The sequence below is a fragment of the Vibrio sp. D420a genome, from assembly GCF_030248625.1.
Lineage (GTDB): Bacteria > Pseudomonadota > Gammaproteobacteria > Enterobacterales > Vibrionaceae > Vibrio > Vibrio fortis_A.
The window spans coordinates 61,070-86,866 of sequence record NZ_JAHGAN010000021.1; the positions used below are offsets into that span (position 1 = coordinate 61,070).

Below are 25,797 nucleotides of genomic sequence, written 5' to 3' on the forward strand. Positions count from 1 at the left end.
TACTGCTCATGCGGAGTTTTTATAATAATCATTAATACGGATGTCTGGCTATATGGATAAGGTCTACGGAGCAGAGAAGAAGTTCTCTATTCGGTTTACGGTGGGTGGCATGTTTATCGTTGCCACAATCATCACTGCAATATTAGCGATCTCTTTGCAGTATTATTTCAACAACAAGCTCGCCACAGAGAATACACTTACCAAGTATTCTATTATTGCCAATAATATCAGCGACTATGTTAAAAGCTCGGATGGCGAGAGCAGTTACACAACAGGGTTATTGGCATCGATTCTGAGAGCAACTGATGACCGGCTTGATCAAGAGACACTCAAGAAGATCTTCGCCGATGTGCTGTCGAATAATGCGCAAATCTACAGCGTCTATTTAGGGGAGCGGGACGATAACTTTTTCCAATTGATCAACCTTGAGTCTTCTCCTATCGTTCGAGAGAAAATCAATGCAGCCCCTCAAGACCGCTGGGTTCTAATACGCATTTTTGACCAAGGCGAGCAGCGACTAAAACAAACCCACTTTCTGGATGAAAACTTTAACGTTCGCCATCAAATCTCAGAAAACAGCAATTATTTCCCAACTCAACGTCCTTGGTATGAAAGTGCGACAGAGCAGGTGAGTAAGACGGAACCCTACCTTTTTCAACACCTAAAGATCACAGGTCAAACCTTTTCTGTTGAGTTATCAGAGCATCAATTAGTGCTGGGTGTTGATGTCTTGCTCTCCTCCTTGTCCGATAAAATGAAAAGCATTTTAGTCAGCTCTGGCGCTAGCACTGGAGTTGAAGCATTTGTATTTCGACGTAATGGCGAAGTGACTGCGACTAATCTAGCACCGGACTTTGCAGACGAGATGCCTCAAGGCGTGCCTTTAGAGCTCACCCAAACTCAGCGAGAGCTTATCGAGAACACGCGCTCATTAAAAGTGTCAAACCAGATGGCTTGGGGGCCAATGGATTATGCTATCTCGGGTGAGCCAAGAGGTTATGCGATTGACTTACTCAAAGAGCTCTCCCGCTCAACTGGGCTTAAGTTCGAGTTCATCAATGGTTTTACTTGGAATGAGTTGTTACAGCAGTACAGCGACGGCTCATTAGATGTGCTGCACTCATTGCAGAACAATAACCAAGGCTATGCGACAGGGGCGTTCAGCGATCCCATTTACCAACTGCCTTTTGCAATCGTAGCGAATAAGCGCTTAGGCAAGATTGAATCGCTGAAAGAACTCAATGGTAAACGCTTAGCGATTCTTTCGGGTTGGTCAATCATTCCGGAATTTCGTTCTAAGTATCCACAGATTGAGTTGGTAGAGTTTTCAAACATTAACGACAGCGTACATGCTCTAAAAGCAGGAAAGGTTGATGGCTTTTTGGATAGCTCGGCAATTCTTAAATCTGCTATCCAGCAATACTTTTTGGTTGATATGAAGCTCAGTGAAGGTATTGAGGAGCTGGTGGAACAATTCCCATCCAATTATCACATCTTGATGCAAAAAGGCGATCAGGATGTCGTTGAAATCATCAATCTGGCTATTGCGAACATCAATGCGGAGCAGCGCACTTACTTAGAAGAAAAATGGCTGAACCCTAACAAGAAGGTTGCCAAAGAAGACATGCGCCGAGTTCCGTATCTAGAGTTGTATGAATTTGCTCATACTGAAGCTCTACATGGACAATTGGTGAAACGTAACGTTTCGGGCATCGACAAATACATCTACATCACACCAACCCGTGAGCAAGGGGATGAGTATTTTGCGGTGATTGTTCCAGAGAGCATCGTGCTGGCTCAGGTGATGGACAAGGTCGCGAAATCGGTATTAATCACCGGAGTGTTCCTGTTGGGCTTGTTACCATTGGCGTGGCGCTTTGGTTCGCCAATTGTTAATCCAATCACCACCCTGATTGCGCAAACTGATCTGATTAAAGAGCGTCAGTATGATGGTGTGAGACCTGTTAACACGCGTATCTCAGAAATCGACGAACTGTCGACAGCGATTGTTGATATGTCAAAAGAGATTAAACGACACGAAGAAGCGCAAGAGGCGTTTGTAGAAGCCTTCATTAAACTCATTGCCCAAGCCATCGATGACAAATCTGCGTATACAGCAGGGCACTGTAACCGTGTACCAGAGCTAGGCTTGATGTTAGCTGAGGCTGCAGAGCAGTGTGAGAGTGGTCAATTTAAGTCGTTTAAGTTTAACAATGATGATGAACGACGCGAGTTTAGAATTGCAGCTTGGTTACATGATTGCGGTAAGATCACTACGCCAGAGCATATTGTCGACAAAGGCTCTAAGCTAGAAGCGAACTATAACCGTATCCATGAGGTTCGAACCCGTTTCGAGGTGTTATGGCGTGATGCTCAAATCAAAGCGCTAACTCAACAGCTAGAAGGTCAATTCAGCCAAGAAGAGATCGATAATCAACTCAAAGTGGCGCAGGCTCAACTGCAAGATGACTTCTCATTCATTGCGACGTCGAACGTGGGTGGTGAATTCATGAGTCAAGATAAGGTCGAGCGAATCAAGCAGATTGCTGACATCACATGGACGCGTCATTTTGATGATAGGTTGGGTCTATCGCCGATTGAAGAGCTCAATAAGCAGGGTAATGCTCATCTACCTGCTACAGAGAAGCTGCTATCGGATAAACCTGAACACATTATTAAGCGCGACCGTCCAATTGAGTTCGACCCGAAACATGGGATTAAAATGGATGTACCTGAGTACTTATATAACCAAGGAGAGGTTTATAATCTGAGTATTGCTCGTGGCACGCTAACGGCAGAAGACCGTTTTAAGATTAACGAGCATATGATCAGTACCATTAAGATGCTTGAGAATCTTCCTTTCCCTAAAGAGCTCAGCCGCGTACCTCGCTATGCTTCGACCCATCATGAAACATTAAAAGGGACGGGTTACCCGCGTAAACTTAAGGCAGACGACTTGTCTATTCCTGAACGTATCTTGGTTATCTCAGATATTTTTGAGGCGTTAACGGCCGCAGATAGACCCTATAAGAAAGCCAAGCCTATTAGTGTGGCTGTCGACATCATGTATAAGATGGCGTTAGATGAGCATTTAGATATCGATTTATTCAGACTGTTCTTAACCAGTGGTACGCACATTCGTTATGCCCAAGAGTATCTAAAACCAGAGCAGAACGATAATGTAGATATTGAAAAATATATGGAGCAGGACGTTCTCTTAAAAGCGGTTTAGCTTTCCCAATCCCCCCCAGTCAACCCAAATACAGGCGTACCAAAGTGTGCGCCTTTTCTATACCTGATGGTTTTCTTTTCCAAATACCCTTTTTACGCATGAGATTGTCGACCAATACTCAGACTCTCACACTATTGTCGACAGTGTCTGTTTTCCTCGAAAAGCTTAGAAATACGCTTGATTATGAATATTGGTCAATTAAATCATGTGTTTAGCATAAATTATGTGTTTCTAAGATACGATCTGGATAAAAAGTGTAGGGCTATACCTTAGTCTAAATTGTCGACAATATGCTTGATTGTTGACAGTTTGGCAGGCTATCTTGTTATCAATGTTGAATGATTGTTAACAATTAGAGCGATTCTAAAAACAATCATTAGAGATGAATATGTAGGATTAGGGTGAAAAGAAGATGGCTACGACAGCAGTAAATACCTTGCTTAACGATGACCCTAAGTTAAAAGGGGGCGACAAAGAGCATACTAAGTCAGCAAGTCTGACGGAGTATCTGATTGAAGCCATCGTGAGTGGTGAACTTGAGCCTGGCGCAAAAATCTCTGAACCAGAGTTGGCTAAGCGATTTGAAGTGAGTCGTGGCCCGCTACGTGAGGCAATGATGAGAGTGGAAGGGCTTGGGTTGATTGAGCGCATTCCCCATGTCGGTGCTCGCGTAATTACCCTTTGCGAAGAGAAGCTGATCGAGCTCTATTCCGTACGAGAAGCGCTTGAGGGTATGGCAGCGAGATTGGCAGCCAGATACATCACAGCTGAAGAGCTAATGGGTTTAGAGGGGCTGTTACTGACTCACTCAAAGCACATTGACCAAGTAGATGGCGCATCTTACTTCCATCAGCACGGTGACTTTGACTTCCATTACCGAATCATCAAAGCGAGTCGCAATAGTAAGTTAGAGGCGCTTTTGTGCGATGAGCTATATCACTTGCTCCGCATGTACCGCTACCAATCTACTCGCGCTCAATCACGCCCTATTGAAGCACTTAACGAACACAAGTTTATTCTGCAAGCAATCAGTCAACGAGATGAAGAGTTAGCAGAAATGTTGATGAGAAGACATATATCAGGCAGTCGCCGCCTTATCGAGCAGCGATTGCAAGTTAAACAGGACGCTCAATAAATCGAGTGAATCTGAAGTTCTTACTTAAAGAACATAAAGCATTTAAAGCGTGGTGACTGCACCAGTTCGCAGTAACACCAACAGAAATCGAACACATCAGGGAGAGAAATCATGAATCTATCGCCAGGAGCTAAGTTTCGTGAAGCGGTTGCAAACAACCATCCGCTGCAGATCGTCGGAACCATTAACCCTTATTGCGCCATGATGGCGAAAAACCTAGGGCATCAGGCTATCTATTTGTCAGGAGGTGGTATTGCCAATGCGTCTTACGGACTACCAGATTTAGGCATCACTACATTAAACGACGTGTTAGTGGATGTAGAACGTATTACCAATGCGTGTGACCTGCCTCTGTTGGTCGACATTGATACTGGCTTTGGCGGGGCATTTAATATTGCTCGCACGATTAAAGCGATGGAAAAAGCTGGCGCCGCGGCGGTTCACATGGAAGACCAAGTGGCGCAAAAACGATGCGGTCACCGTCCCAACAAAGCCATTGTAAGCCAAGCTGAGATGGTCGACCGAGTAAAAGCGGCGGCAGACGCAAGGGTAGACAGCGACTTTGTGATCATGGCGAGAACAGACGCTTTGGCCGTGGAAGGCATCGATAGTGCTATTGAACGTGCAATTGCATGTGTAGAAGCGGGCGCAGATATGATCTTCCCTGAAGCGATGAATCAGCTTGATCAATACGTGAAGTTCTCAACAGCACTGCAATCTGCCACAGGCCGTCATGTTCCTATCTTGGCCAATATTACAGAGTTTGGTCAGACACCATTATACAACTGCAAAGAACTGGCAGAGGCTCATGTCGACATGGTTCTGTACCCGTTGAGCGCCTTTAGAGCGATGAATAAAGCGGCAGAAAACGTCTACAAACACCTGTTAGTCGAAGGCAATCAAGAGGCGCTGCTAGATTCAATGCAGACACGTAAAGAGCTTTACCAGCACCTGAATTACCACGATTACGAGAATAAGCTTGATCAGCTGTTTGCGAGTGACGAGAGCTAATAGAGCGGCTCAGTAACGTAATTAGAAATAACGAATTTAAAGAAACATTAAGAATACTTAATCCAATAACGTGAAACGGTTAGCTCGACCTATAACAGCCAAGTGACTCTATATTTTGGATGAAATATGCGCTTAGGATTGAATCAAGAACGCACCAAAGAGTGCAGGCAGCTAACACAGAGAAGGAGTTCATCATGACCACTACATTGAGCAACAAAGCAAGTGTCGAAGAGAAAGCGCCAGCTAAGGCACCGATCGGCGGCGCGGGTCTTCGAGGCCAAAGTGCAGGCGAGACCGCTTTGTGTACTGTAGGTAAATCGGGTACAGGCCTGACTTACCGCGGTTACGACATTACAGATCTTGCCAATAATGCCCAGTTTGAAGAAGTGGCGTACCTGCTGCTTAGAGGTCACCTACCGAATGCGAAAGAGCTTGATGATTACAAGACTAAGCTTGTTGGCTTACGTGGCTTACCTGAATCATTAAAAGCAGCGCTTGAGTTAATTCCAGCGGACGCGCATCCAATGGATGTGATGCGTACGGGTTGTTCCATGCTAGGTAATATTGAACAAGAGATAGACTTTACTCAGCAGCTTAATGCGACTGAGCGAATGCTTGCATTGTTTCCTGCCATTATCTGTTACTGGTATCGCTTTAGCCACGATGGCGTAAGAGTAGATACTGAGGATCACAGTGAAGCGTGTATCGGCGGCTACTTCTTGAAAATGCTAAGCGATGAAACCCCAACTGAGCTACATAAGCAGGTGATGCACTGTTCACTTATTCTTTATGCTGAGCATGAGTTTAATGCTTCAACGTTTGCGGCGCGCGTGTGTGCTTCGACCTTGTCTGATATTCACTCTTGTGTGACTGCGGCGATTGGCACACTACGAGGCCCTCTGCATGGTGGTGCGAATGAAGCTGCAATGGAGATGATTCAAGATTGGCAGACACCAGAAGAAGCTGAATCCAATATCATGCAGATGCTTGCCAATAAAGACAAAATCATGGGTTTTGGTCACGCTATCTACCGTGAAAGCGATCCACGTAACGCTTTGATTAAGCAGTGGTCTAAGGCGCTTTCTGAAGAAGTGGGTGACACTAAACTGTATGCAGTTTCAGAGCGTGTTGAGTCGGTAATGAAGCGCGAGAAAGGTTTGTTCTGTAACGCAGACTTCTTCCATGCCTCGGCGTATCACTTCATGGATATCCCAACTAAGCTGTTCACTCCGATCTTTGTGATGAGCCGTCTAACTGGCTGGGCTGCGCATGTGTTCGAGCAAAGAGCGAATAACCGTATCATTCGCCCAAGTGCAGACTACACGGGTCCTGAGCACCAAGAGTGGTTGCCTATCCATTTGCGTTAACTGTAACGATAGACAGAGTGGATTGCTCTGTCGGCAATGGATGTCGTCAGGCTCTATTTAGACGTCATCCACCTTTATCGAGCAGTGAAGTTACGCCCAATATGGAGGGGCGATTATGACCGAATATACCCAAGACCGTGAGCAGTATCGAAATCAGTTTCGAAAAGTGTTGCCGGGAACTAACCTTGAATTTTATGACGTACGTGACGCGGTTGAGCAACTTGCTCCCGGTAGCTACGACACCTTACCTTACACCTCTAAAGTGTTGGCTGAGCAGATTCTAAGACGTTGTGATATCGACTCACTACAAGCCAGCCTAGAGCAGATCATCGAAAGAAAACGAGAGCGTGATTTCCCTTGGTATCCCGCACGTGTTGTTTGTCACGACATCCTTGGCCAAACTGCATTGGTTGATCTCGCAGGCTTGAGAGATGCAATTGCGGATCAGGGCGGCGATCCAGCCAAAGTAAACCCTGTGGTTGAGACGCAGCTGATTGTTGACCACTCATTGGCTGTTGAACACGCCGGCTTTGAAGATGACGCATTTGATAAAAACCGCGCAATTGAGGAGCGTCGTAATGAAGACCGCTTCCATTTTATCGAGTGGTGTAAAACGGCCTTTAAGAATGTGAATGTTATCCCTGCGGGTAACGGGATCATGCATCAGATCAACCTTGAGAAGATGTCGCCAGTTATTCAAAATAAAAACGGCCTAGCATATCCAGACACCTGTGTCGGTACCGATAGCCATACTCCTCACGTTGATGCATTAGGCGTTATCGCGATTGGTGTTGGCGGACTAGAAGCTGAAACCGTGATGCTGGGTCGGCCATCAATGATGCGTTTACCGGATATTGTGGGTGTTAAGCTTACTGGTCAGCGTCAAGAAGGCATTACTGCAACAGATATCGTGCTCGCGATTACTGAATTCTTGCGTAAAGAGCGTGTTGTCTCTAGCTACCTGGAGTTTTTCGGGGAAGGGGCGAGAGCTTTGTCGATTGGTGACCGTGCGACGATCTCTAACATGACTCCGGAGTATGGCGCGACTGCGGGTATGTTCTACATCGATGAGCAGACTATCCAGTATCTCAAGCTAACAGGGCGTGAGCCAGAGCAGGTCGACTTGGTAGAGCGCTACGCTAAGCAAGTTGGGCTTTGGGCTGATGATATGACTTCAGCGAAATATGAGCGTGTGCTTGAGTTTGATTTGTCGCAGGTCGAGCGAAACCTTGCTGGCCCGTCTAACCCTCATCGTCGACTACCAACTTCTGAGTTACAGCAACAAGGAATCAGCCATGAAGAGCTGACTGCCAGCGAAGACGATCAAATGCCAGATGGCGCGGTGATCATTGCTGCTATTACCTCTTGTACCAATACCAGTAACCCAAGAAATGTGGTCGCAGCAGGCTTAGTCGCTAAAAAAGCCAACCAGTTGGGGCTTGTTCGCAAACCATGGGTAAAAACCTCGTTTGCTCCGGGGTCGAAAGTGGCCAAGCTTTACCTTGAATCGGCAGGCTTGTTGGATGAACTTGAAACGCTGGGCTTCGGTATTGTCGGCTATGCCTGTACGACCTGTAATGGCATGAGTGGCGCACTTGATTCGAAGATTCAACAAGAAATCATAGACAGAGATCTTTACACGACAGCGGTGCTATCTGGAAACCGAAACTTTGATGGTCGTATTCACCCTTATGCCAAGCAAGCGTTTTTAGCATCTCCTCCACTGGTTGTCGCTTATGCGCTTGCAGGGACAATGCGCTTTGATATTGAGAAGCACAGCCTTGGCAATGATGCATCGGGCAATCCGATCTATTTGAGCGACTTATGGCCAAGTGACGAAGAGATCGATGCAGTTGTAGCGCAGCACGTGAAACCGCAACAGTTTAACGACATCTACATTCAAATGTTTAAGTTGGATGAAGGGTTGTCTGCCAGTGAGCCTCTTTACGATTGGCGCCCGATGAGTACCTATATCCGTCGTCCTCCATATTGGGAAGGCGCTTTGGCAGGGGAGCGTTCGCTGAAAGGAATGCGACCACTGGCAATTCTGGGTGACAACATCACCACGGATCACCTTTCTCCGTCTAATGCGATTCTCGCGAGCAGCGCAGCCGGTGAGTACTTAGCCAAAATGGATGTGCCAGAAGAGGACTTTAATTCTTACGCGACTCACCGAGGCGATCACTTAACGGCGCAACGTGCCACCTTTGCTAACCCTAAGCTCTTTAATGAGATGGTCCAAGAAAATGGCAAAGTGGTACAAGGCTCACTTGCTCGTGTCGAACCTGAAGGCAAGGTAACGCGTATGTGGGAAGCAATCGAAACCTACATGGACAGAAAGCAACCGCTGGTCGTGATTGCTGGGGCCGACTATGGTCAAGGCTCTTCTCGAGATTGGGCTGCTAAAGGTGTTCGCTTGGCGGGTGTAGAAGCGATTGTTGCTGAAGGTTTTGAGCGTATCCACCGCACCAACCTAGTCGGCATGGGCGTGCTGCCACTGCAATTTAAAGCAGGGGAAAATCGCAATACGCTCAAGCTAGATGGCACAGAACTGTTTGATGTCCATGGGGATATCACACCAGGCGCTGATCTCGCGTTGGTTATTACACGTCAGGATGGTAGCCGAATGGATGTGGCAGTGACTTGTCGTCTGGATACCGAAGACGAAGTGCATGTCTATCAAGCTGGTGGCGTACTTCAACGCTTTGCCAAAGACTTTTTGGCTCAGTAGGGAGGCATTATGAGTATTCATCAATTGAAAATTGCGGCCACCTACATGCGAGGCGGCACTAGTAAAGGTGTTTTCTTTAATCTTGTTGACCTGCCAGAGCGTGCGCAAACGCCCGGTGAGTATCGAGACAAGTTACTGATGCGCGTTATCGGTAGCCCAGATCCTTACGGCAAACAGACAGACGGCATGGGAGGAGCAACATCCAGTACCAGTAAGGTTGTGATTGCATCTAAGAGTGAACAACCCGGTCACGATGTCGATTATCTATTTGGTCAGGTAGCGATTGATAAACCGTTTGTTGATTGGAGCGGTAACTGTGGCAACTTATCAGCTGCTATCGGGCCTTATGCCATTCATGCTGGTCTAATTGATCCAGAACGAGTCCCAATGAACGGCGTCGTTGAAGTTCGGGTTTGGCAAGCCAATATCGAGAAGACAATTATTGTCCATGTACCAATGATTAATGGTCAAGTTCAAGAAGTCGGTGATTTTGAGTTAGATGGCGTGACTTTTCCAGCCGCTGAAATTCAGGTCGACTTTCTGGAACCCGCTGGTGAGGTGGGGAGTGTGCTTCCAACCGGACAAGCGGTTGATCTACTCGATGTTCCTGAATTGGGTTGTATTGAGGTGAGTTTGGTTAACGCAGGGATACCAACCATCTTTGTTGATGCATCCGTTCTTGGATATCAAGGAACCGAACTGCAAGAAGACATCAACTCTGACGAGAAAGCCTTAGCGCTGTTTGAGTCGATTCGAGCGCACGGCGCTGTTGCCATGGGTTTGATTGAAGACATTAGTGAGGCTCAATTGCGTCAGCACACGCCGAAGGTAGCGTTTGTATCGCCACCAAAACCGTATAAAGCATCTAGTGGGAACATGGTCGAAGAGGCTGAGATTGACGTCTTGGTTAGAGCGCTGTCCATGGGCAAACTGCACCACGCCATGATGGGAACAGCAGCTGTTGCCATAGCATCGGCCGCCGCCATATCCGGAACACTGGTTAATCGCGCTGCAGGTGGTGGCGAACGAGATTTTACTACTTTTGGACACCCTTCTGGAACGTTAAAGGTGGGAGCCGGTGCTTCGTTAACCCCTAAAGGGTGGGCGGTAGAGAAAGCCATGATGAGCAGAAGTGCTCGGATCCTGATGGAAGGGTTAGTGCGCGTGCCTTGTCCATTGTAGATGCTTGGGTCTTGGCATGGCCTGTTTATTAAGGCATTGGCTGTGCTAAGACCAGAACAAGCTATTCAATATGGGAAATAACACGTAAAGACAAAAGGTCAACAAGCCGAGTATACGGCTGATCGTTTTCTGACGAATTCAAGGAGGAGGCGTTATGTCTTCTACACTAGAGCAAAAAGAGCAATCAATTGAAACTTCAAACCAAGGTGCGATGCAAACAGGAGCTTACCAAGCTGCCTATGATTTTGCGACGCGTAACCCTGAGCAATACTGGCAAAGCCAAGCTCAGTGTATTGACTGGTTTGAAGAACCTACCCGAATTTTAGAAAAAGATGACAATGGTATCGAGCGCTGGTTTGCTGACGGCGTGATGAATACGTGCTGGCTTGCACTTGATTACCATTGTGAGCAAGGACGAGGCGATACCACTGCGCTGGTCTATGACTCTCCTGTAACAGGCGTTAAGAAGCGCTACAGCTATGTGGAGCTGCGCGATCAAGTAGCGAAAGTCGCCGGCTTGCTAGCGGCTCAGGGTGTCAAAAAGGGCGACCGAGTGGTTATCTATATGCCGATGATTCCGGAAGCGGCGATGGCGATGCTTGCCTGTGCGAGACTCGGTGCGATTCACTCAGTGGTATTTGGAGGTTTTGCCCCTCATGAGCTTGCGGTACGCATTGAGGACGCCGAGCCTAAGATGCTGATCACGGCGTCGTGTGGCATCGAAATCAACAAAGTTATTCCTTACAAGCCTTTGGTTGATAGAGCTATCATGGATAGTCGCTGGAAGCCACAAAATGTACTGGTGCTTCAACGACCTGAATGTGAAGCTGAGTTACAGAATGAGCGAGATTTGGATTGGCAGCAGGAGATGGAGGACTCACTGCCTCACGGTTGTGTGCCTGTGCTTGCAACGGATCCTCTTTATATCTTGTATACCTCAGGCACTACGGGCAAGCCGAAAGGGGTTGTACGTGATAATGGTGGTCATGCGGTTGCGATGAAGTATTCGATGAGTACTATCTACAACATGCCACAAGACGGGGTTTTCTGGGCTGCTTCTGATGTCGGTTGGGTTGTTGGCCACTCTTACATTGTCTATGCGCCTTTAATCCACGGTTGTACGACGATTCTTTTTGAAGGTAAGCCAGTTCGAACTCCTGATCCGGGCGCGTTTTGGCGAGTTTGTGAAGAGTATTCTGTGAACGTTTTATTCTCAGCTCCTACAGCGTTTCGTGCAATCAAGAAGGAAGACCCAGAGGGTGAGTGTCTTAAGCAATATGATCTATTAAAACTTGATACCATCTTTATGGCGGGTGAGCGTTTGGACCCACCAACCCTAGAGTGGGTTGAAAGTAAAACAGCTAAACCGGTTGTCGATCACTGGTGGCAGACCGAGACAGGTTGGGCGATAGCCGGTAATCCTACCGGCTTAGAACTGATGCCAGTGAAAGCCGGCTCAGCAACTAAACCTGTTCCGGGCTATCAAGTTGAGATCCTCGATGAGTTAGGAGAAACGGCTCAACCAAATCAGCAAGGCTTTGTTGCGATTAAGCGCCCTCTGCCACCGGGTTGTCTCCCTACAGTTTGGCGCAATCATGATCGCTTCGAATCCGGCTACTTGAGTCAGTTCCCCGGTTATTACGTTTCTGGCGATGGCGGATACCTAGATGAAGAGGGTTATCTATTCATTATGGGACGCATCGACGATGTGATTAACGTTGCGGGGCATAGATTGTCGACTGGTGAAATGGAAGAGATTGTCGGTGGTCACCCTGCTATTGCTGAATGTGCGGTTGTGGGAATTCACGATGACTTAAAAGGGCAGCTTCCGCTTGGACTAGTGGTGCTCAAAGATGGCGTGAAAGTCGATGACGTTGAGCTTCAAGGAGAGTTGGTAGGAAAGGTTCGAAATGAAATTGGTGCGGTTGCCTGCTTTAAACAAGCGCTGGTAGTTGAGCGTCTACCTAAAACTCGCTCGGGCAAGATTCTGCGTAAGACGATACGACAAATCGCGGATGGAGAGCAGTACGTTGTGCCTTCAACAATCGATGACCCATCTAGCCTTAAAGATATTGAAAAAGCGCTACACAATTAGGTCTTTTCTTAAGTTATGTAAAGAAGGTACTGAACTAACCAAACTTTTACAAAAAATGCAGTTAAAAAATGAGGATGTCCCGTGGGATGTCCTTTTTTTTGGGGATGTCTCTAGTAAGCACGAATAGTGCAGAACACTTACACTTATAGTTGCAGTGCCTCAGGCAGGTTTAAACCGCAGACGGGGTGAGTGATAGTTAAGCAAAAAACTAAAATTGAAGTACTGCTGTGTCGTATAGCATTGAAGAAGAGTATGTTGCTTGGGTTGTAAAGTTTGTCTTCGAGGGAGCTAGTGATTCTAACTTTCTAAAAGTAAATTCGGTAACACCAGCTTCGCGTGAGATTAACAACTAATTTATTGGCTGTAATGAGCACCGATTAGAAGAACTGATGATGAAGGGGCGCTCGAAACTAGTTTGAATGATACTGGTTTTTTATACAGTATTGGTTTATAGTTGTGTTGTGCAAAATGTTCTATAGGTCACTGTAAACAGTGTAACTGGTTGCACAGGTTGTAAGTTGTAGATATTGTGCTGGAATATCTAGAACTAATATAAAAGGTTATCTATGGCTTACTTTAAATTCTACAATATTCAACTACTTCCAATGGATACAAAGAAAACGGAGGAAGTTGGTGTTGAGGGCTATTGTAAATTGTTTGGTGCTATCGGGGAGCAAATTACTGAGATTCGTAAGAAAGGCTTGAAGCTTAGCTCTATTGCAGCGAGAATGCGCGGCGAAATGTATTTTGCTCCTTTCTCTGTCAGTATAAAAGAATACCCGAGTGAAGATAAAAACAACCCCAACAAACTTGTTCATGGATACTTTTTAAAGTTTGATGACGTTAATGAGCTTGTAGATACGGAAAGTGGTCAGCTTGAATATCGTTCTAAAGGGAATACTAGTAGTAAACGCTTCCAACTAGAATTTGTTTTCGATCCTATCAACCATATTATGGCAATTCATGATACTAGAGGCTTGCCGACTAAGAATCCGTTAATTGCGGGTTTAACTGAAATGTTAGATGGTTATGCCCATCGCTTGTTCCCAGAGCATAACCTAGAAATAGAAGAACTAACAGCAGCTGACTCAGTTCAAGAGTTTTTTGAGGAACCAAAACAAGGAATCACTTCATTTTCAGGCAAAGTAACATTTTCTAACTCAGATGACTGGGATGAAGACCTTAATGAAGAGTTACGCCCAGAAGCTCGTCAAGCAGAACGAGAGCTGAAAGACTTAAGTGTAGGTAAATGGGAAACGAAATATAACGCTTTCAAAGATAGCTTGATGAGTGATTTGCCCCGTTCTGCTAAGATCCAAATGATGCTAGCAACTTTGTACGGTAATGCGGAAGCTCGTTATGTTGCAGAAGATGGCACTAAGAAAAAGTACCATATGGAAGACCACCCTGTTCGTGAGCAATTGCCTGAACAGAATCAGCCAGAAGGCATTTTGAATAGAGCAATAGCTATTATTAGATTGGTAACAAAAGCCAAAGAGAAGACAAGAGTTTCAGAAGATATTTTGACTCGTAATAAGAGCCTTCTTGCGATTGAAGAACAAGAGCGCCAATAGTAGGTGAAATTGAATGGTTAAGCAAAAACCGACATTGATGTATAGATTGCTCTCAGATATTCCGGTGTTTGGGTCGGTTTTTGCTATCTGCAATGCTTACGCTCACAAGGGAGACCAGTTAGGAACAGTTGAAATTGCCTCGTTCGGTCAGTGGTGGAAGAGAATACTACGTAAAGCATGGTACACACTAGTTTTCGTAAGTGGTCTTGTATTGATTGCTCCTGAAAAAATCTGTAAATCGCCTTGGGTTCCGGCAGATACGATCTTAGGGGCATTCCCTAGTATTTTGGGTTTCGGCATTGGCGTTTATGCATTAATGTTCATCATGCCTAGTGATTTTTTGACATTTTTAAAAGAAAGAAAAGAGCGCGGGGCGAAGATTGGTCCAGAGATTGTGCCTGTTGATATGGGCTATCCCCTGATGACATATGTTTTGGTGATGTTCATAGCAGCTGTAAACAAGTTTTATCCGGAGAGTTACTATTTTAAATTCGCTAGTCTTTGGGCCTTGTTTTACGGTTTGGCTATTACAGTAGAATTAGTTTCATTCTTATTTGTTTCTTCTCGTATGATTCAAAAAATCAGAAGCTCAGAAAAACCAAAGACGACACGTTACCTCCGCAGGCATCGAAATAATAAGTGATTAAGGCAGCCCAATATGGCTGCCTTATTTATAGGTTCTTTTTGGCTTTTTTATTTTTCAATTGAACAAATTGTACACCCTAGACATGCTGATACAAGTATCTGTGCTTGTATCGTCGCTATGGGTAAGTAAACTAGGCTATAGTGTTATTTTGTGAAATAAAAGAAGACTCTACATCATGAGCCTAACATTGAGAGCTGCACAAAACTCAGACCTAGAGCAACTGAACGAGATGATGTTCGATCTACATCATTATCACCATCTCGCTAGCCCGGAGCACTTTAAGACTGCTGAGGAGATTGAACAGGAAAAGAGTATCGCTCGATACCTCGATGATCCTCAATGCTTGGTTTATGTGGCTTTGAAAGGACAGTTGATAGTGGGTTTTGTCACCGGACATTTTTGTGAATTGGTGTCCACGGTGAGTAAACCTGTTCAAATGGGCAGTATTGATGAATTGTTTGTTTTGCCTGAGTACCGAAATCAAGCGATTGCCGAGAAGCTTTTCAGTAAGTTAGAGAGAACATTTGATGATTATGGGGTGAAGCAGGTGTTCGTTGAAGTATGGGACTTTAATGACAATGCCAAGCACTTCTATCAAAAAATGGGGTTCATACCGCACATTCAATGGTGGAGAAAGTCTTTGGTGAAAAGCTAGGCTGCGCTTAGTGCGTGACTCCATTACACTGCGTTGTTTTCGTTCGTATTTTCTTATTTGTTTGTAGGTACTTTCGTTGTTATATCGTTTCTTCCTCATAATATTGGTTTCTATTTTAGGCATCTCGAATGTATCGGCTCAAGAACAACTGCCCGATAACCTAGCGGGTGCGCTCTGTTTAGTTAGAGCTGATGACCAAATTGTTTTGGTCGATGAGATCATTACGGGTCAATTATCTTTACCGGGTGGCACTATAGTGGCTGGCGAGCCTGCTTATGTCGCTGCTCAAAGGGAGACATGGGAAGAGGCCGGCCTAGCCGTTACTGTTGGTGACGTGCTTGGCTATACCGATGGTGCCGTGGTGTTTGATTGTATTTCTGATTCTGAGATCATCAGCTATGACATAAAAAACGAAATCGGTGGATTCGAATTGCCAATCTGGTTTGCTCCGCATTACGGTGTAGAGGTAAGCCGCGCTATGCTTCTGGCCCCTGAAACGCTTGATGCCAAAGAATATCGCTACCCAGAGCAGTGGGACACCATTGTCGAGATGTTTGGCCGCGCTTCCGAACAGCCTGTTACTTATGTTTCTGAGTTAGTCGCCGCAGCGCCTCAAATTCATCAAGGAGAGCTTGGTGTCATCGCAATGCTCCAAAACGCGATTAACTCACTGCCAAGTACTATTGGCTATACCATTCTAGCGACAGACCTTATTGCGCAGCCTTGGATATTTATCGTTGTTTTGCCTTTGATAGCTTGGCATTTTGGCCGTAATTTTGCGCTCAAGTTTGGCTTTACGCTTATCTCCGTTACCCTGCTTACCTTGATTGCTCATCAGGGCTTTGGTTTACCCCGCCCACACGCATACCTTCCAACGCTAAAGCTGGTGGAAAGTAGTGGTTATAGTTTTCCAAGTATGTTGGCGGCTATCTGGGTAAGTCTTACCAGTCTGGTCGTTTGGAAGCTTAAAAAGCTCGACGACCAAAAAGCGTGGTCTTGGATCGGTATTGGTCTGTTGTGGATTACACTATTTAAAGCATACTCAGGAAGTGCGTTCTTCAGTGATGTCTTAATGGGTGCGGTTTTAGGCGGCCTAGCGACTTGGCACATTGTTCGATTAGATACAAAGCCAGATGTAAACATTAGTGAGTTATTGAGTTCCAAGGCGGTTTGGTGGGGACTTGCGATTATTTCTATTGTTCTAACCGCCATATGGCCATTGCCCACTTTTACATTTTGGGTCGCCATTCTAATGACAATAGCCTGCTTAGTCACTTTAACTCACGCTAATCCCTTAGTGGGCCAGTTCTCATTCAATATTGTACTGGGCGTGATTGTGCTGCTTTTGGCAACCAATGGAGTAATTAGCTGGGCAGGAAGCTTTGTTTCGTTTAGCGGTATTGGCTCCTTGATTGTCGAAACACTTCGTTTTCCGCTGTTGATTCTGGTTGGTGTAGTTGCTTTCCGCTTACCTTGGAAAAGAGTTTAGAATCGACATCGCGTAATAAAAAAGGCTGTGAAGACAGCCTTTTTCAGTTTTTAAGGAAGGGCTAGAGCGCCTTTCATCGCATCGCGATTACTTATCAAAGATAAACTTATTAATAGCCGCAGCTACACCGTGGTCGTCATTACTTGCGGTGATGTAGTTGGCAATCTGTTTAGTCTCTTCCATCGCATTTTCCATTGCAATACCAAGGCCAGCGTATTCCAGCATATGGTGGTCGTTTTCTGCGTCACCCATACAAATTACCTCATCAGAGCGAATGCCAAGATGGTTCGCAATGGCTTCGATACCGACGCCTTTGTTTGATTTAGGGTTTAGGAATTCAAGGAAGAACGGAGCACTTTGAACAATCGTGAATTGAGATTCAAGTTGCTCTGGCAATTTCCCAATGATTTCTGTCAGTTTGCTCGGCTCTGCGACAATCATGGTTTTGATGATCTCGTGATCGTCTTCTAGTTCAGAAAAATCGAACTCAGTAATTTCTAGGCCGTTGATGCGCGCTTCAATGCCTGTGTATTCGTTGTTTTCTGGCGTGATGAGACCATGAACCTTACTGAATGCATGAACGTATCCACCCAATTCATGGGCAAGTTCAGCAATCTCCTTAGCCGCTTTACCGTGGCTGATTTCGCTATGAATCACTTCTTTGGTTGATACGTTTTGTACCATCGAGCCGTTATAGAAAAGGACAAAGTCGTCTTCGCCATTGATGTTCAACTCGTCGAGTTTGCTCTGCATCCCTTCAAGTGGGCGTCCTGATGCTAATACAACTTTTACGCCTGCTGCACGAGCTCGGGCAATCGCATCTTTGTTCTCTGCAGAGATGACTTTATCACTGTTTAATAGTGTGCCATCCATATCCAGAGCAATCAGTTTGTACATGTGGATCCTTACTTACTAAAAATAAAAAGCTAACAAAAATGAATGTTGGCAAGGATAAGGCAAGTGGAAACTGCAAGCTAGGGCTTTGATCAACGGATTTTGTAATACTCATTTGTTTGACCCAAGCCTTTAAGTGCTTTATCGTCTCCGCCTAATTTGTTTTACGAAATGATGTGAGCTGAGGGAAAGTTGTACAAGATTAATGAAATGTTTGAAACCATCCAGGGTGAAGGTGTCTTTACTGGTGTTCCAGCGGTGTTCGTACGCCTGCAAATCTGTCCGGTCGGTTGCTCTTGGTGCGACACAAAACAGACATGGGAAGCCCTTGCTGAAGATGAAACATCTCTTGGCGATATTATGGTGAAAACAGAAGACTCACCAACTTGGTCCTCAGTTGATGCTCAAGGCATAGTTGACCAATATGTTAAACAAGGCTTCAATGCTAAACATATTGTGATTACCGGTGGTGAACCTTGTATTTACGATCTTGTACCTTTAACTGAAGCCTTTGAAAAGATGGGGTGCCGCTGCCAAATTGAGACCAGTGGAACATCAGAAGTGAAAGCGACGGCGAACACTTGGGTGACGGTGTCACCTAAAGTGGCGATGAAAGCGAAGCTAGAAATCTTAGACAGCGCTCTGCAGCGTGCAGATGAAATTAAGCACCCAGTGGGTACGTCTAAAGATGTCGACCAACTTGATCACCTATTGGAGCGTGCGAAGGTCTCTTCAGAAACGGTTATTGCACTGCAGCCGATTAGCCAAAAAGATCGTGCGACGCAGTTGTGTATCGACACGTGTATCGAGCGAAACTGGCGCCTATCTATTCAAACGCACAAATATTTGAGCATTGCGTAACTCAGCAGCATTGTCGAAAAGGAATAAAAATGAAGAAAGCAGTTGTTGTATTCAGTGGTGGACAAGATTCAACCACGTGTCTGGTTCAAGCTCTGAAAGAGTATGATGAAGTTCATGCGATCACTTTTGACTATGGCCAACGTCATCGATTAGAAATCGAAGTTGCGCAGAGCCTAGCAAAAGAGCTTGGAGTAAAAGCGCACAAGGTTATGGATGTGACGTTATTGAATGAGCTTGCGATTAGCTCACTGACGCGCGATGACATCCCTGTATCTCATGAACTGCAAGAGAATGGCTTGCCAAACTCATTCGTACCAGGCCGCAATATCCTGTTTCTAACGTTGGCGGGTATCTATGCGTACCAAATCGGTGCTCAAGCGGTGATCACTGGTGTTTGTGAAACTGACTTTTCTGGTTATCCTGATTGCCGTAATGATTTTGTCAAGGCGATGAACTCTGCGCTTGTACAAGGTATGGACAGAGAGCTGGATATCAAGACTCCGCTTATGTGGCTGAACAAAGCGGAAACTTGGGCGCTTGCAGACCAGTACTCGGCGCTTGAGCTTGTTCGTAGTAAAACTCTGACATGCTACAACGGCGTAATTGGCGACGGTTGTGGTGATTGCCCTGCGTGCGAGCTGCGTAAAGTAGGGCTCAACGACTATCTTGAGAATCGCGAGCAAATCATGGCTGAACTGGTTCGTAAGCAATCGCTGAATCGCTAAAGCTATTAGCAGCGATGGGGTCGTTATACGCATCAATGATGCAGTTTCTTCCATTCGCTTTTGCTTGATACAGTGCTTGGTCAAGCACTGAATAGAGAATATCAAAGTCACTCAGTGATTTCTGCGTCGCCAAATAGGCGAAGCTTGCAGTAATCGTGAGTGGCTTTTTTGATTCTGACAGAAATTCACTAGTGGAAATAGCGTAGTGGATCTCTTCAACGCGCTCACGCACATCTTCGATATTGGTATCTTTTAGCAGAATGAGAAACTCTTCCCCACCAAGACGCCCCAATAGCTCTCCTTTGTTTAGATGCTTAACGATCTGATGGCTAACATGAACCAAAGCGCGATCGCCGGTAGGGTGGCCAAACTGATCATTAATCGTCTTGAACCTGTCTAGATCCAATAGAACTAATACGTGTTGTTTATTCGCTTTTGAAGACGCTTTAGTCTCTTTCACTCGCTTAATGATTTCTGCACGACTGTAGGCCTTGGTCATTGAGTCGATGGAAGCTTTGCGGCGTATTTTCTTATTCGAGTAAAATGTGAGGCTAGCTGTGACAACAAGTAATAGAACAATGGCGTTATACATCAGCTTTTGCTGTTGCATTTTCTCTATTTGAAGTTGGTTAAGGTCATGTTGATTGCGTAGCTGAGAGCTCTCTAGCTCTTGTTCATATTGATTGTGCGCTAAGCTCAATGCCTCTAGTGCTAACCGGTTATCTGTATTGCGAGTCGCGATTTGAGATTGCGCATATTGCTCATAGTAGAAGAGTGCTTGTTGGTAATCTTCTTGAGTCCGGTAAAGCTTCGATAGCTGCTGATATACGTCAGCTATATAGCTTTCTCGTTCAACTTGTCTCGCAAGTATCAAGGCGCGCTCGGCGTAATCAAATGCTTCACTCAATAGCTCCTGCTCTTCGAACATTTCGCTAATGGCGAGGTAGGCTTGAATGCGCATTACATCGTTATTGAGTTCGGTAGCGAGGCTCAAAGACTCAGTGAGGTATGCTCGTGCTATAGGGTATTGTTGGGTTGCGGTATATGCTTTTCCTAAGCCTAATGTCGTCATGGCCGTGCCGTAGTTGTGACCAGAAGAATAGAGCAATGTCTTAGCTTGAAGGAACTGTGAGATAGCTAGGTCGTAGCTAGACTGAGCCATATAGAGTTTAGCGAGACTGTGGCGAACCTGTGCTTTCATAAGATCAGAAGCACTGAGGCGTAAGTTGAGGGCTGCTTTCAAGTATTGTTCTGATTGATCAAATTGTTTCATCTCTTTGAAAAGGTTACCCAAATCATTGTAGATTCCAGATATGTCTTGCCCTTTAGGAAATGACTCAATTAAGGTCATATAGGTGTTGAGGGCTGCTTGGTAATCGCTTCTGAAGTACTGATTGTTGGCGATGACGCGATAAGCGATAGATTTGGGTACGATAGGGTCTGCAATATCGTTGATGTCTGCCTCAAGTACCGAGCAGTAGTAATTGGCTTGATGATAGCGAGATTGTTCATTGAATGAGCGACAAAGCTGGTACTTCAGTAGCAGCTTACCTGTTTCGTCACTTTGGGCTTTCATCTGTCTAAGCAGTTGAATGAATCCTTGCTGAGCTGTTTGATATTGTCCCTGACCATCTAAGGATAACGCTTCGATAAATTTCACCTCTAACGCTTGGTAATTTTCATCGCCTGAACTCCCTCCGTAGAAAGGTTGATTGTGACGTTTCATGTAGGTGTAGAGGAGGGCAGAAATATATAGTTTTTCACCGTCAGATTCAGCACTGGCGTATCGTGCCTTAAGCATATTGAAGGCTCGAGCTGAATCAGTGTTTAGTGTCGAAAGATACAGGACATTCCAGTCAGAGTTAGGAGTTTCGCCTAAGTGAATTTGAATATCAGCACCTGTCCTATCAATTTCAGATTTGGCAGGTAAGCTTATGAAGATAATTAAGAATAAAGAAAATAGGCGAATCACAGATGAGAGTCTGAACTAGATAAAGAACGTCATTCTAAATTTGGTTTGATCTTGGTTCAAATTATCCGTGAGAAGTGGATAGAAATGTGTGAGTGAAATCTCTGTCCAAGTTTGGAGTATGGCTAGAGCTTAAAAAGCAGATAAAAAATGGCCGCTGTTGAGCGACCATTTCTTATGATTTAGATGTATAGCTTAGCTAGGTCAGAAGGTTCTAGTTCTTTGCCTTCTAGAGACGCATTCCAGTTAACGCCAACTAGTACACCATCTTCAGCTAGCGTTAGTAGCCAATCTTCAACGAAGATATCAAGAGGGATTTCTAGTACTTCGAAATCAGCCCACTCTTCTACGTTGTGCGTTTGAGCATCTTCTTTTGAAGACCAGAAAGGCATAACTTCGCTATTTTCAAATTCAGTAGAGTCACATGCTAGCCAACCTTCTTCGTTACGAAGGCCCCATACAAGTTTAGTTTCTTTTGATTCAGAAACGAATAGATCAAGGTTTGCTTGAGTATCAGCTGTTAGTTTGCTCATGAAATAGTTCTCTATATTGATAACGGGGCAAGGTTACCATTAACGCCGTCTTAGGTACATGGCTTAAATGGGATAACCAATGCCTTTAATGGTTTATTTCAGAGTATTAAGCCTTTAAGCTACTTGGGTATGAAGGTTACTTTTCTATCTTAGTAAAGATGTGCCACTCTTCTTTAATGTGCCCCTTAAACCCAGCCACCGATGCCACCACTTTACGATTGAGTGCATGACTAATGTTGTCTTGGTTGATTCCCCCTGAAGCTGAATCACCATAGCCGACAATATTAATTCGTGATGGAGCGATACCATTGCTGATCAGAGCTCGACGCACATTAGCAGCACGTTCTTTTGACAGCATTAAGTTATGCTCTGCATTACCTGTTTTACTCGCGTAGCCTTGCAATTGGATAGTCGTGGTTTCATAGCGTTTCAAAAAGGAGGCCATTTGACGGATCTGGTTCAAGAACGCTGGGTTTATTTCAGTCGAGTTATTCGCAAACAAGATATGTAGCTGCTTCTGCTCAGACGATTCAAAATATGAGCCACAACCGTCATTATCAATTTCGGCACCAACAGGCGTTCCAGGACAAAGATCACGAGCATTGATAACGCCGTCATTGTCATCATCTTGCAAGTCGTAGATTTGCTCTGGTTTTGGCGTCGGTAAGTAGGCATATTCGTCGTCAAACTGCTGAGCTATGGTGGATGAGGACATCACCATGATCAAAGCAGAGAAAATGCTAGATTTGTTCATTGCTTAGTACTCCACTTCTTCATGCCATTCTTCAGGCGTTTGTACACGTAGAGCAGCGAGTAGGTTTCCAGAGGCGTTCATTACTCTGTATTTCGCATACTGCTCATCATATTTAGCATCGAGGTAATCTTTACGTGCTTCAAAGAGTTCGTTTTCAGTGTTGAGCAAATCAAGGAGTGTACGTTTACCTATACGGTATTGTTTTTCATAAGAAATTACAGTATCAGACGCCGAATCAACGTGGTCAGATAGAAATTCCTTCTGTTGAACTGTTAAATCAAGCGCACTCCAAGATAGCCTTAAGCTCTCTTCTACATTTCTGTAGCTTCTCTCTCTTAGGTCTTTCGCTTTATTGAGCTGATAAGCGGCACTTTCAGCTCTGTCTTGGTCGGCACCGCCATTATAGAGGTTGTATCTAAGTCGAAGCATCGCTGAAAACTCATCGCTACTGCCTTCTGTGCCACCGGCATCATCTCGCCATGTCTGTGCTGCTTCAACGGATACGGTTGGGTAGTTAGTACTTTTTGATTGCTTATATTGAAACTTGGCAGAATCAACGTCTGCACGAGCAATTTGAATGACCGGGTGCGTTTGAAACGCAAGCTCAAGTGCGCTGTCAATTGTGTAAGGGATTGCTGCTGAATCAGCCCTTGGGAAAGTCAGCCCAAGTGGTTTTTGACCTGTAATTCGCTTGAACTGCGTGTGTGTATCGAACAGGTTATTTTGAGCTGCGAGTAAATTACCGTGAGCTTTAGCTATACGAGCCTCAACTTGCGACATGTCTGCGGTAGATCCAATACCGGAATCTACACGCTTTTTAATGTCTCGATAGATATCTTTGTGAGTCGCTAGGTTACTTTCAGAAAGAGAAAGTACTTCGTATGCTTTTACTGCATCGAGATAAATCTTGGTTACTTCCAGTGCAGTATCTTGAGCGGTTGCAAGTAATTGGTAGCGTACTGACTCTGCATCAGCTGCTGTACGGTCGATATCATTGAGTGTATTGGAACCATCCCATATTAATTGCGTGAGCGTAATGGTTGCTTCCTTACGGGTGAGATCGGTGGTATCTGAGTTCGACGCGAGATCAGTATGCTCATAGCCAATGCCAGCGTCTAGGTCGATACTTGGCCTATAAGCACCTCCAGAAGCATCGTTGAGATAACGCTTACTGATGTACTCATTGTAAGCACTTTTGATCTCAGGATTGTTCTCAAGAGTAAATGCAACCGCCTGCTCTAGGGTTTGACCGTATGAAGGTAAACTTAAGAGGACAGCAAGCCCACATGTTGCAGTTTTAATCTTATTCACTGACATCTCCGTAGTGTCCATATTACAAACAAATAATGCTGAATTAGGTGGCTAAACATAGCGCCAAAAAAATAACGATAGATAAGCATGTTTTAGCAAAAATCAGAAGGTTTGAATTTGGGTTTAGTGTCGATTTTGATACGTCAAAACTGAACAAATCTTACCAGTTACCATCTTCTTTAATATCTGGAAACACAATAACTTATATCTATGTTTAGAGCATTCAGACTACCATTTGATGTGATCTTTGTCATTAGTCTGTATCTGATTTTGTTAAATGAATGGGTGTCGACTATGAATCGACTGCGCATAGGTGTTATATTTTATCTAATTAGCATTTTTTATGTGTCGCATTTTTGACACACCACTTGAAAAGTGGGTTTAGGGGTAAATATGGATATGACAATTTTAAGCCTAGTAGGCGCACTAGGTGCTGGACAACGTATTGTTATAGGCCTTGACGGCAAGGTTCGTGTTTTAGAAGCTGGCGAAGCACTGCAGCCAGGCGATTTGATTTTAGAAAGTCAAAATGAATCTTCACAGCCAAGTCTGTCTGTTAAACGATTTGAAGAAGACATTGAGATTGAACTTGATGCTGAAATCGAAAACATTTTCGCTGCGTTAGAAGAAGGCGCGGATCCAACACAGCTCGGTGATGAGTTTGCTACCGCCGCTGGTGTAAGTGGTTCTAGTCTAACAAATAGCGGAACCATTGAACGTGACGGCGAAGAAACTATCCCTGAAACAGAGTTTGTTACTTCTGGATTTGAGTCTTTAGGACTATCTGAAACTCAAAGCCTTACGCTGTTAGATTCGTTCCGTGCTTTTGCCTCTCAAAACAATGCGCCAGACATAGTTAGTTTTAATGGCTCTTCAGTCAGTGACACGCTTACTATTTCTACAAATGAAGATACCTCCGTTAGTGGCCAACTAGAAGCGACAGATGCTGATGGTGACGCGGTCACTTTTTCAATGGGAGAGGCTCCTCAAAACGGTCAGCTTGTTATTGAGGAAGATGGCAGTTGGACGTATACACCTAATGCTGACTATAACGGAAGTGATAGCTTCACAGTTGTTGTATCTGATGGCCAAGGTGGTACAGATACCATCACAGTTAACGTTGACGTTACCCCTGTCAACGACACCCCAGCGATTGTTGATGGTAACGGTGATCCATTGGGCGATAGTGTTTCAGTAACAACCGATGAAGATACGGCAGTTAGCGGCTCACTTTCTGCATCTGATGGCGACAACGACTCTCTAAGCTTTTCAAAAGGCAGCGATCCGTCTAATGGTTCAGTGACTGTTGATGCAAACGGCGACTGGACTTACACACCAAATGCTGACTATAACGGTAACGACAGCTTCACAGTTATTGTGTCTGACGGCCAAGGTGGTACTGATACACTGACGGTGAATGTTGGTGTGACACCAGTTAACGATACCCCAACGCTTGTTGATGGTAACGGCGACCCACTAGGCGACAGCGTCGCTGTAACTACTGATGAAGATACCCCAGTTAGTGGCTCTCTCTCTGCATCCGATGGCGATAACGATTCTTTAAGCTTTTCAAAAGGTAGCGATCCGTCTAACGGTTCCGTGACTGTTGATGCAAACGGCAACTGGACCTACA

Annotated in this window: 19 protein-coding genes; 14 read left to right on the forward strand and 5 right to left on the reverse strand. The window is 45.0% G+C overall.

Annotation, left to right across the window (positions count from 1 at the left end; genetic code table 11):
- Positions 1-52: 52 nt before the first annotated feature.
- The 11 genes from KI743_RS14445 to KI743_RS14495 all read left to right on the forward strand — a co-directional run bounded on the left by KI743_RS14445 (position 53) and on the right by KI743_RS14495 (position 17,117).
- Positions 53-3,232 carry an HD domain-containing phosphohydrolase gene (locus tag KI743_RS14445; RefSeq protein ID WP_285466944.1) on the forward strand — a complete coding sequence of 1,060 codons (3,180 nt, stop codon included), beginning with the start codon at positions 53-55 and terminating at the stop codon, positions 3,230-3,232.
- Between the two features lie 412 nt (positions 3,233-3,644).
- Positions 3,645-4,367: a GntR family transcriptional regulator gene (locus KI743_RS14450; RefSeq protein ID WP_285466945.1), complete on the forward strand. Its 723-nt coding sequence runs from the start codon at positions 3,645-3,647 to the stop codon at positions 4,365-4,367.
- 111 nt (positions 4,368-4,478) lie between these two features.
- Positions 4,479-5,378 carry a methylisocitrate lyase gene (prpB, locus tag KI743_RS14455; RefSeq protein ID WP_285466946.1) on the forward strand — a complete coding sequence of 300 codons (900 nt, stop codon included), beginning with the start codon at positions 4,479-4,481 and terminating at the stop codon, positions 5,376-5,378.
- A 194-nt stretch (positions 5,379-5,572) separates the two neighbouring features.
- Complete coding sequence (gene prpC, locus KI743_RS14460) at positions 5,573-6,745, forward strand: 2-methylcitrate synthase (protein ID WP_285466947.1); 1,173 nt, start codon at positions 5,573-5,575, stop codon at positions 6,743-6,745.
- Positions 6,746-6,860: 115 nt separating this feature from the next.
- Positions 6,861-9,476 carry a Fe/S-dependent 2-methylisocitrate dehydratase AcnD gene (gene acnD, locus KI743_RS14465; protein WP_285466948.1) on the forward strand — a complete coding sequence of 872 codons (2,616 nt, stop codon included), beginning with the start codon at positions 6,861-6,863 and terminating at the stop codon, positions 9,474-9,476.
- Between the two features lie 9 nt (positions 9,477-9,485).
- Positions 9,486-10,658 carry a 2-methylaconitate cis-trans isomerase PrpF gene (gene prpF, locus KI743_RS14470; protein WP_285466949.1) on the forward strand — a complete coding sequence of 391 codons (1,173 nt, stop codon included), beginning with the start codon at positions 9,486-9,488 and terminating at the stop codon, positions 10,656-10,658.
- Between the two features lie 211 nt (positions 10,659-10,869).
- Positions 10,870-12,753: a propionyl-CoA synthetase gene (locus tag KI743_RS14475; protein WP_285466958.1), complete on the forward strand. Its 1,884-nt coding sequence runs from the start codon at positions 10,870-10,872 to the stop codon at positions 12,751-12,753.
- Between the two features lie 566 nt (positions 12,754-13,319).
- Positions 13,320-14,327, forward strand: a complete 1,008-nt coding sequence (locus KI743_RS14480) for a DUF4747 family protein (RefSeq protein ID WP_285466950.1) — start codon at positions 13,320-13,322, stop codon at positions 14,325-14,327.
- A 13-nt stretch (positions 14,328-14,340) separates the two neighbouring features.
- The gene (locus tag KI743_RS14485) at positions 14,341-14,970 is read left to right on the forward strand and encodes a hypothetical protein (RefSeq protein ID WP_285466951.1); all 630 of its coding nucleotides are present in this window, start codon (positions 14,341-14,343) and stop codon (positions 14,968-14,970) included.
- 178 nt (positions 14,971-15,148) lie between these two features.
- On the forward strand, positions 15,149-15,628 hold the full coding sequence (locus KI743_RS14490) for an N-acetyltransferase (RefSeq protein ID WP_285466952.1): 480 nt from the start codon (positions 15,149-15,151) through the stop codon (positions 15,626-15,628).
- 97 nt (positions 15,629-15,725) lie between these two features.
- Positions 15,726-17,117, forward strand: coding sequence for an NUDIX domain-containing protein (locus tag KI743_RS14495; RefSeq protein ID WP_373417835.1), 1,392 nt, complete (start codon positions 15,726-15,728; stop codon positions 17,115-17,117).
- Between the two features lie 87 nt (positions 17,118-17,204).
- On the opposite strand, the gene KI743_RS14500 is transcribed toward KI743_RS14495, so the two are convergent.
- Positions 17,205-18,014: a Cof-type HAD-IIB family hydrolase gene (locus tag KI743_RS14500; RefSeq protein ID WP_285466954.1), complete on the reverse strand. Its 810-nt coding sequence runs from the start codon at positions 18,012-18,014 to the stop codon at positions 17,205-17,207.
- A 189-nt stretch (positions 18,015-18,203) separates the two neighbouring features.
- Here KI743_RS14500 and queE point away from each other — a divergent pair, with 189 nt between their 5' ends.
- Both queE and queC read left to right on the forward strand, forming a co-directional pair.
- Positions 18,204-18,872, forward strand: coding sequence for a 7-carboxy-7-deazaguanine synthase QueE (gene queE, locus KI743_RS14505; RefSeq protein ID WP_152468634.1), 669 nt, complete (start codon positions 18,204-18,206; stop codon positions 18,870-18,872).
- 29 nt (positions 18,873-18,901) lie between these two features.
- On the forward strand, positions 18,902-19,597 hold the full coding sequence (gene queC, locus KI743_RS14510) for a 7-cyano-7-deazaguanine synthase QueC (RefSeq protein WP_285466955.1): 696 nt from the start codon (positions 18,902-18,904) through the stop codon (positions 19,595-19,597).
- Here the strand turns inward: queC and KI743_RS14515 are convergent.
- The 4 genes from KI743_RS14515 to KI743_RS14530 all read right to left on the reverse strand — a co-directional run bounded on the left by KI743_RS14515 (position 19,557) and on the right by KI743_RS14530 (position 24,170).
- Positions 19,557-21,398, reverse strand: coding sequence for a diguanylate cyclase (locus KI743_RS14515; protein ID WP_306416876.1), 1,842 nt, complete (start codon positions 21,396-21,398; stop codon positions 19,557-19,559). The two genes, queC and KI743_RS14515, sit on opposite strands and share 41 nt — an antisense overlap.
- A gap of 350 nt (positions 21,399-21,748) precedes the next feature.
- A complete protein-coding gene (locus tag KI743_RS14520; protein WP_032549144.1) occupies positions 21,749-22,099 on the reverse strand; it encodes a DUF2750 domain-containing protein in 351 nt (116 codons plus the stop codon).
- 136 nt (positions 22,100-22,235) lie between these two features.
- Complete coding sequence (locus KI743_RS14525) at positions 22,236-22,853, reverse strand: OmpA family protein (RefSeq protein ID WP_285466956.1); 618 nt, start codon at positions 22,851-22,853, stop codon at positions 22,236-22,238.
- Between the two features lie 3 nt (positions 22,854-22,856).
- Positions 22,857-24,170 carry a TolC family outer membrane protein gene (locus KI743_RS14530; protein ID WP_306416877.1) on the reverse strand — a complete coding sequence of 438 codons (1,314 nt, stop codon included), beginning with the start codon at positions 24,168-24,170 and terminating at the stop codon, positions 22,857-22,859.
- 387 nt (positions 24,171-24,557) lie between these two features.
- Between KI743_RS14530 and KI743_RS14535 the strand changes: the two genes are divergently transcribed.
- Positions 24,558-25,797: Ig-like domain-containing protein (locus KI743_RS14535; RefSeq protein WP_285466957.1), on the forward strand; the 1,240-nt coding region annotated here is incomplete at its 3' end.

Excerpts from the sequence above, each read along its gene's own strand:
- KI743_RS14490 (WP_285466952.1), top strand. The coding sequence starts at position 15,149 with ATGAGCCTAACATTGAGAGCTGCACAAAACTCAGACCTAGAGCAACTG.
- KI743_RS14525 (WP_285466956.1), bottom strand. The coding sequence starts at position 22,853 with ATGAACAAATCTAGCATTTTCTCTGCTTTGATCATGGTGATGTCCTCA.
- KI743_RS14520 (WP_032549144.1), bottom strand. The coding sequence starts at position 22,099 with ATGAGCAAACTAACAGCTGATACTCAAGCAAACCTTGATCTATTCGTT.
- prpF (WP_285466949.1), top strand. The coding sequence starts at position 9,486 with ATGAGTATTCATCAATTGAAAATTGCGGCCACCTACATGCGAGGCGGC.
- KI743_RS14530 (WP_306416877.1), bottom strand. The coding sequence starts at position 24,170 with ATGTCAGTGAATAAGATTAAAACTGCAACATGTGGGCTTGCTGTCCTC.
- KI743_RS14515 (WP_306416876.1), bottom strand. The coding sequence starts at position 21,398 with ATGCTTAAGGCACGATACGCCAGTGCTGAATCTGACGGTGAAAAACTA.
- KI743_RS14475 (WP_285466958.1), top strand. The coding sequence starts at position 10,870 with ATGCAAACAGGAGCTTACCAAGCTGCCTATGATTTTGCGACGCGTAAC.
- acnD (WP_285466948.1), top strand. The coding sequence starts at position 6,861 with ATGACCGAATATACCCAAGACCGTGAGCAGTATCGAAATCAGTTTCGA.
- queC (WP_285466955.1), top strand. The coding sequence starts at position 18,902 with ATGAAGAAAGCAGTTGTTGTATTCAGTGGTGGACAAGATTCAACCACG.
- KI743_RS14450 (WP_285466945.1), top strand. The coding sequence starts at position 3,645 with ATGGCTACGACAGCAGTAAATACCTTGCTTAACGATGACCCTAAGTTA.
- KI743_RS14480 (WP_285466950.1), top strand. The coding sequence starts at position 13,320 with ATGGCTTACTTTAAATTCTACAATATTCAACTACTTCCAATGGATACA.
- KI743_RS14500 (WP_285466954.1), bottom strand. The coding sequence starts at position 18,014 with ATGTACAAACTGATTGCTCTGGATATGGATGGCACACTATTAAACAGT.
- prpB (WP_285466946.1), top strand. The coding sequence starts at position 4,479 with ATGAATCTATCGCCAGGAGCTAAGTTTCGTGAAGCGGTTGCAAACAAC.
- KI743_RS14445 (WP_285466944.1), top strand. The coding sequence starts at position 53 with ATGGATAAGGTCTACGGAGCAGAGAAGAAGTTCTCTATTCGGTTTACG.
- KI743_RS14485 (WP_285466951.1), top strand. The coding sequence starts at position 14,341 with ATGGTTAAGCAAAAACCGACATTGATGTATAGATTGCTCTCAGATATT.
- prpC (WP_285466947.1), top strand. The coding sequence starts at position 5,573 with ATGACCACTACATTGAGCAACAAAGCAAGTGTCGAAGAGAAAGCGCCA.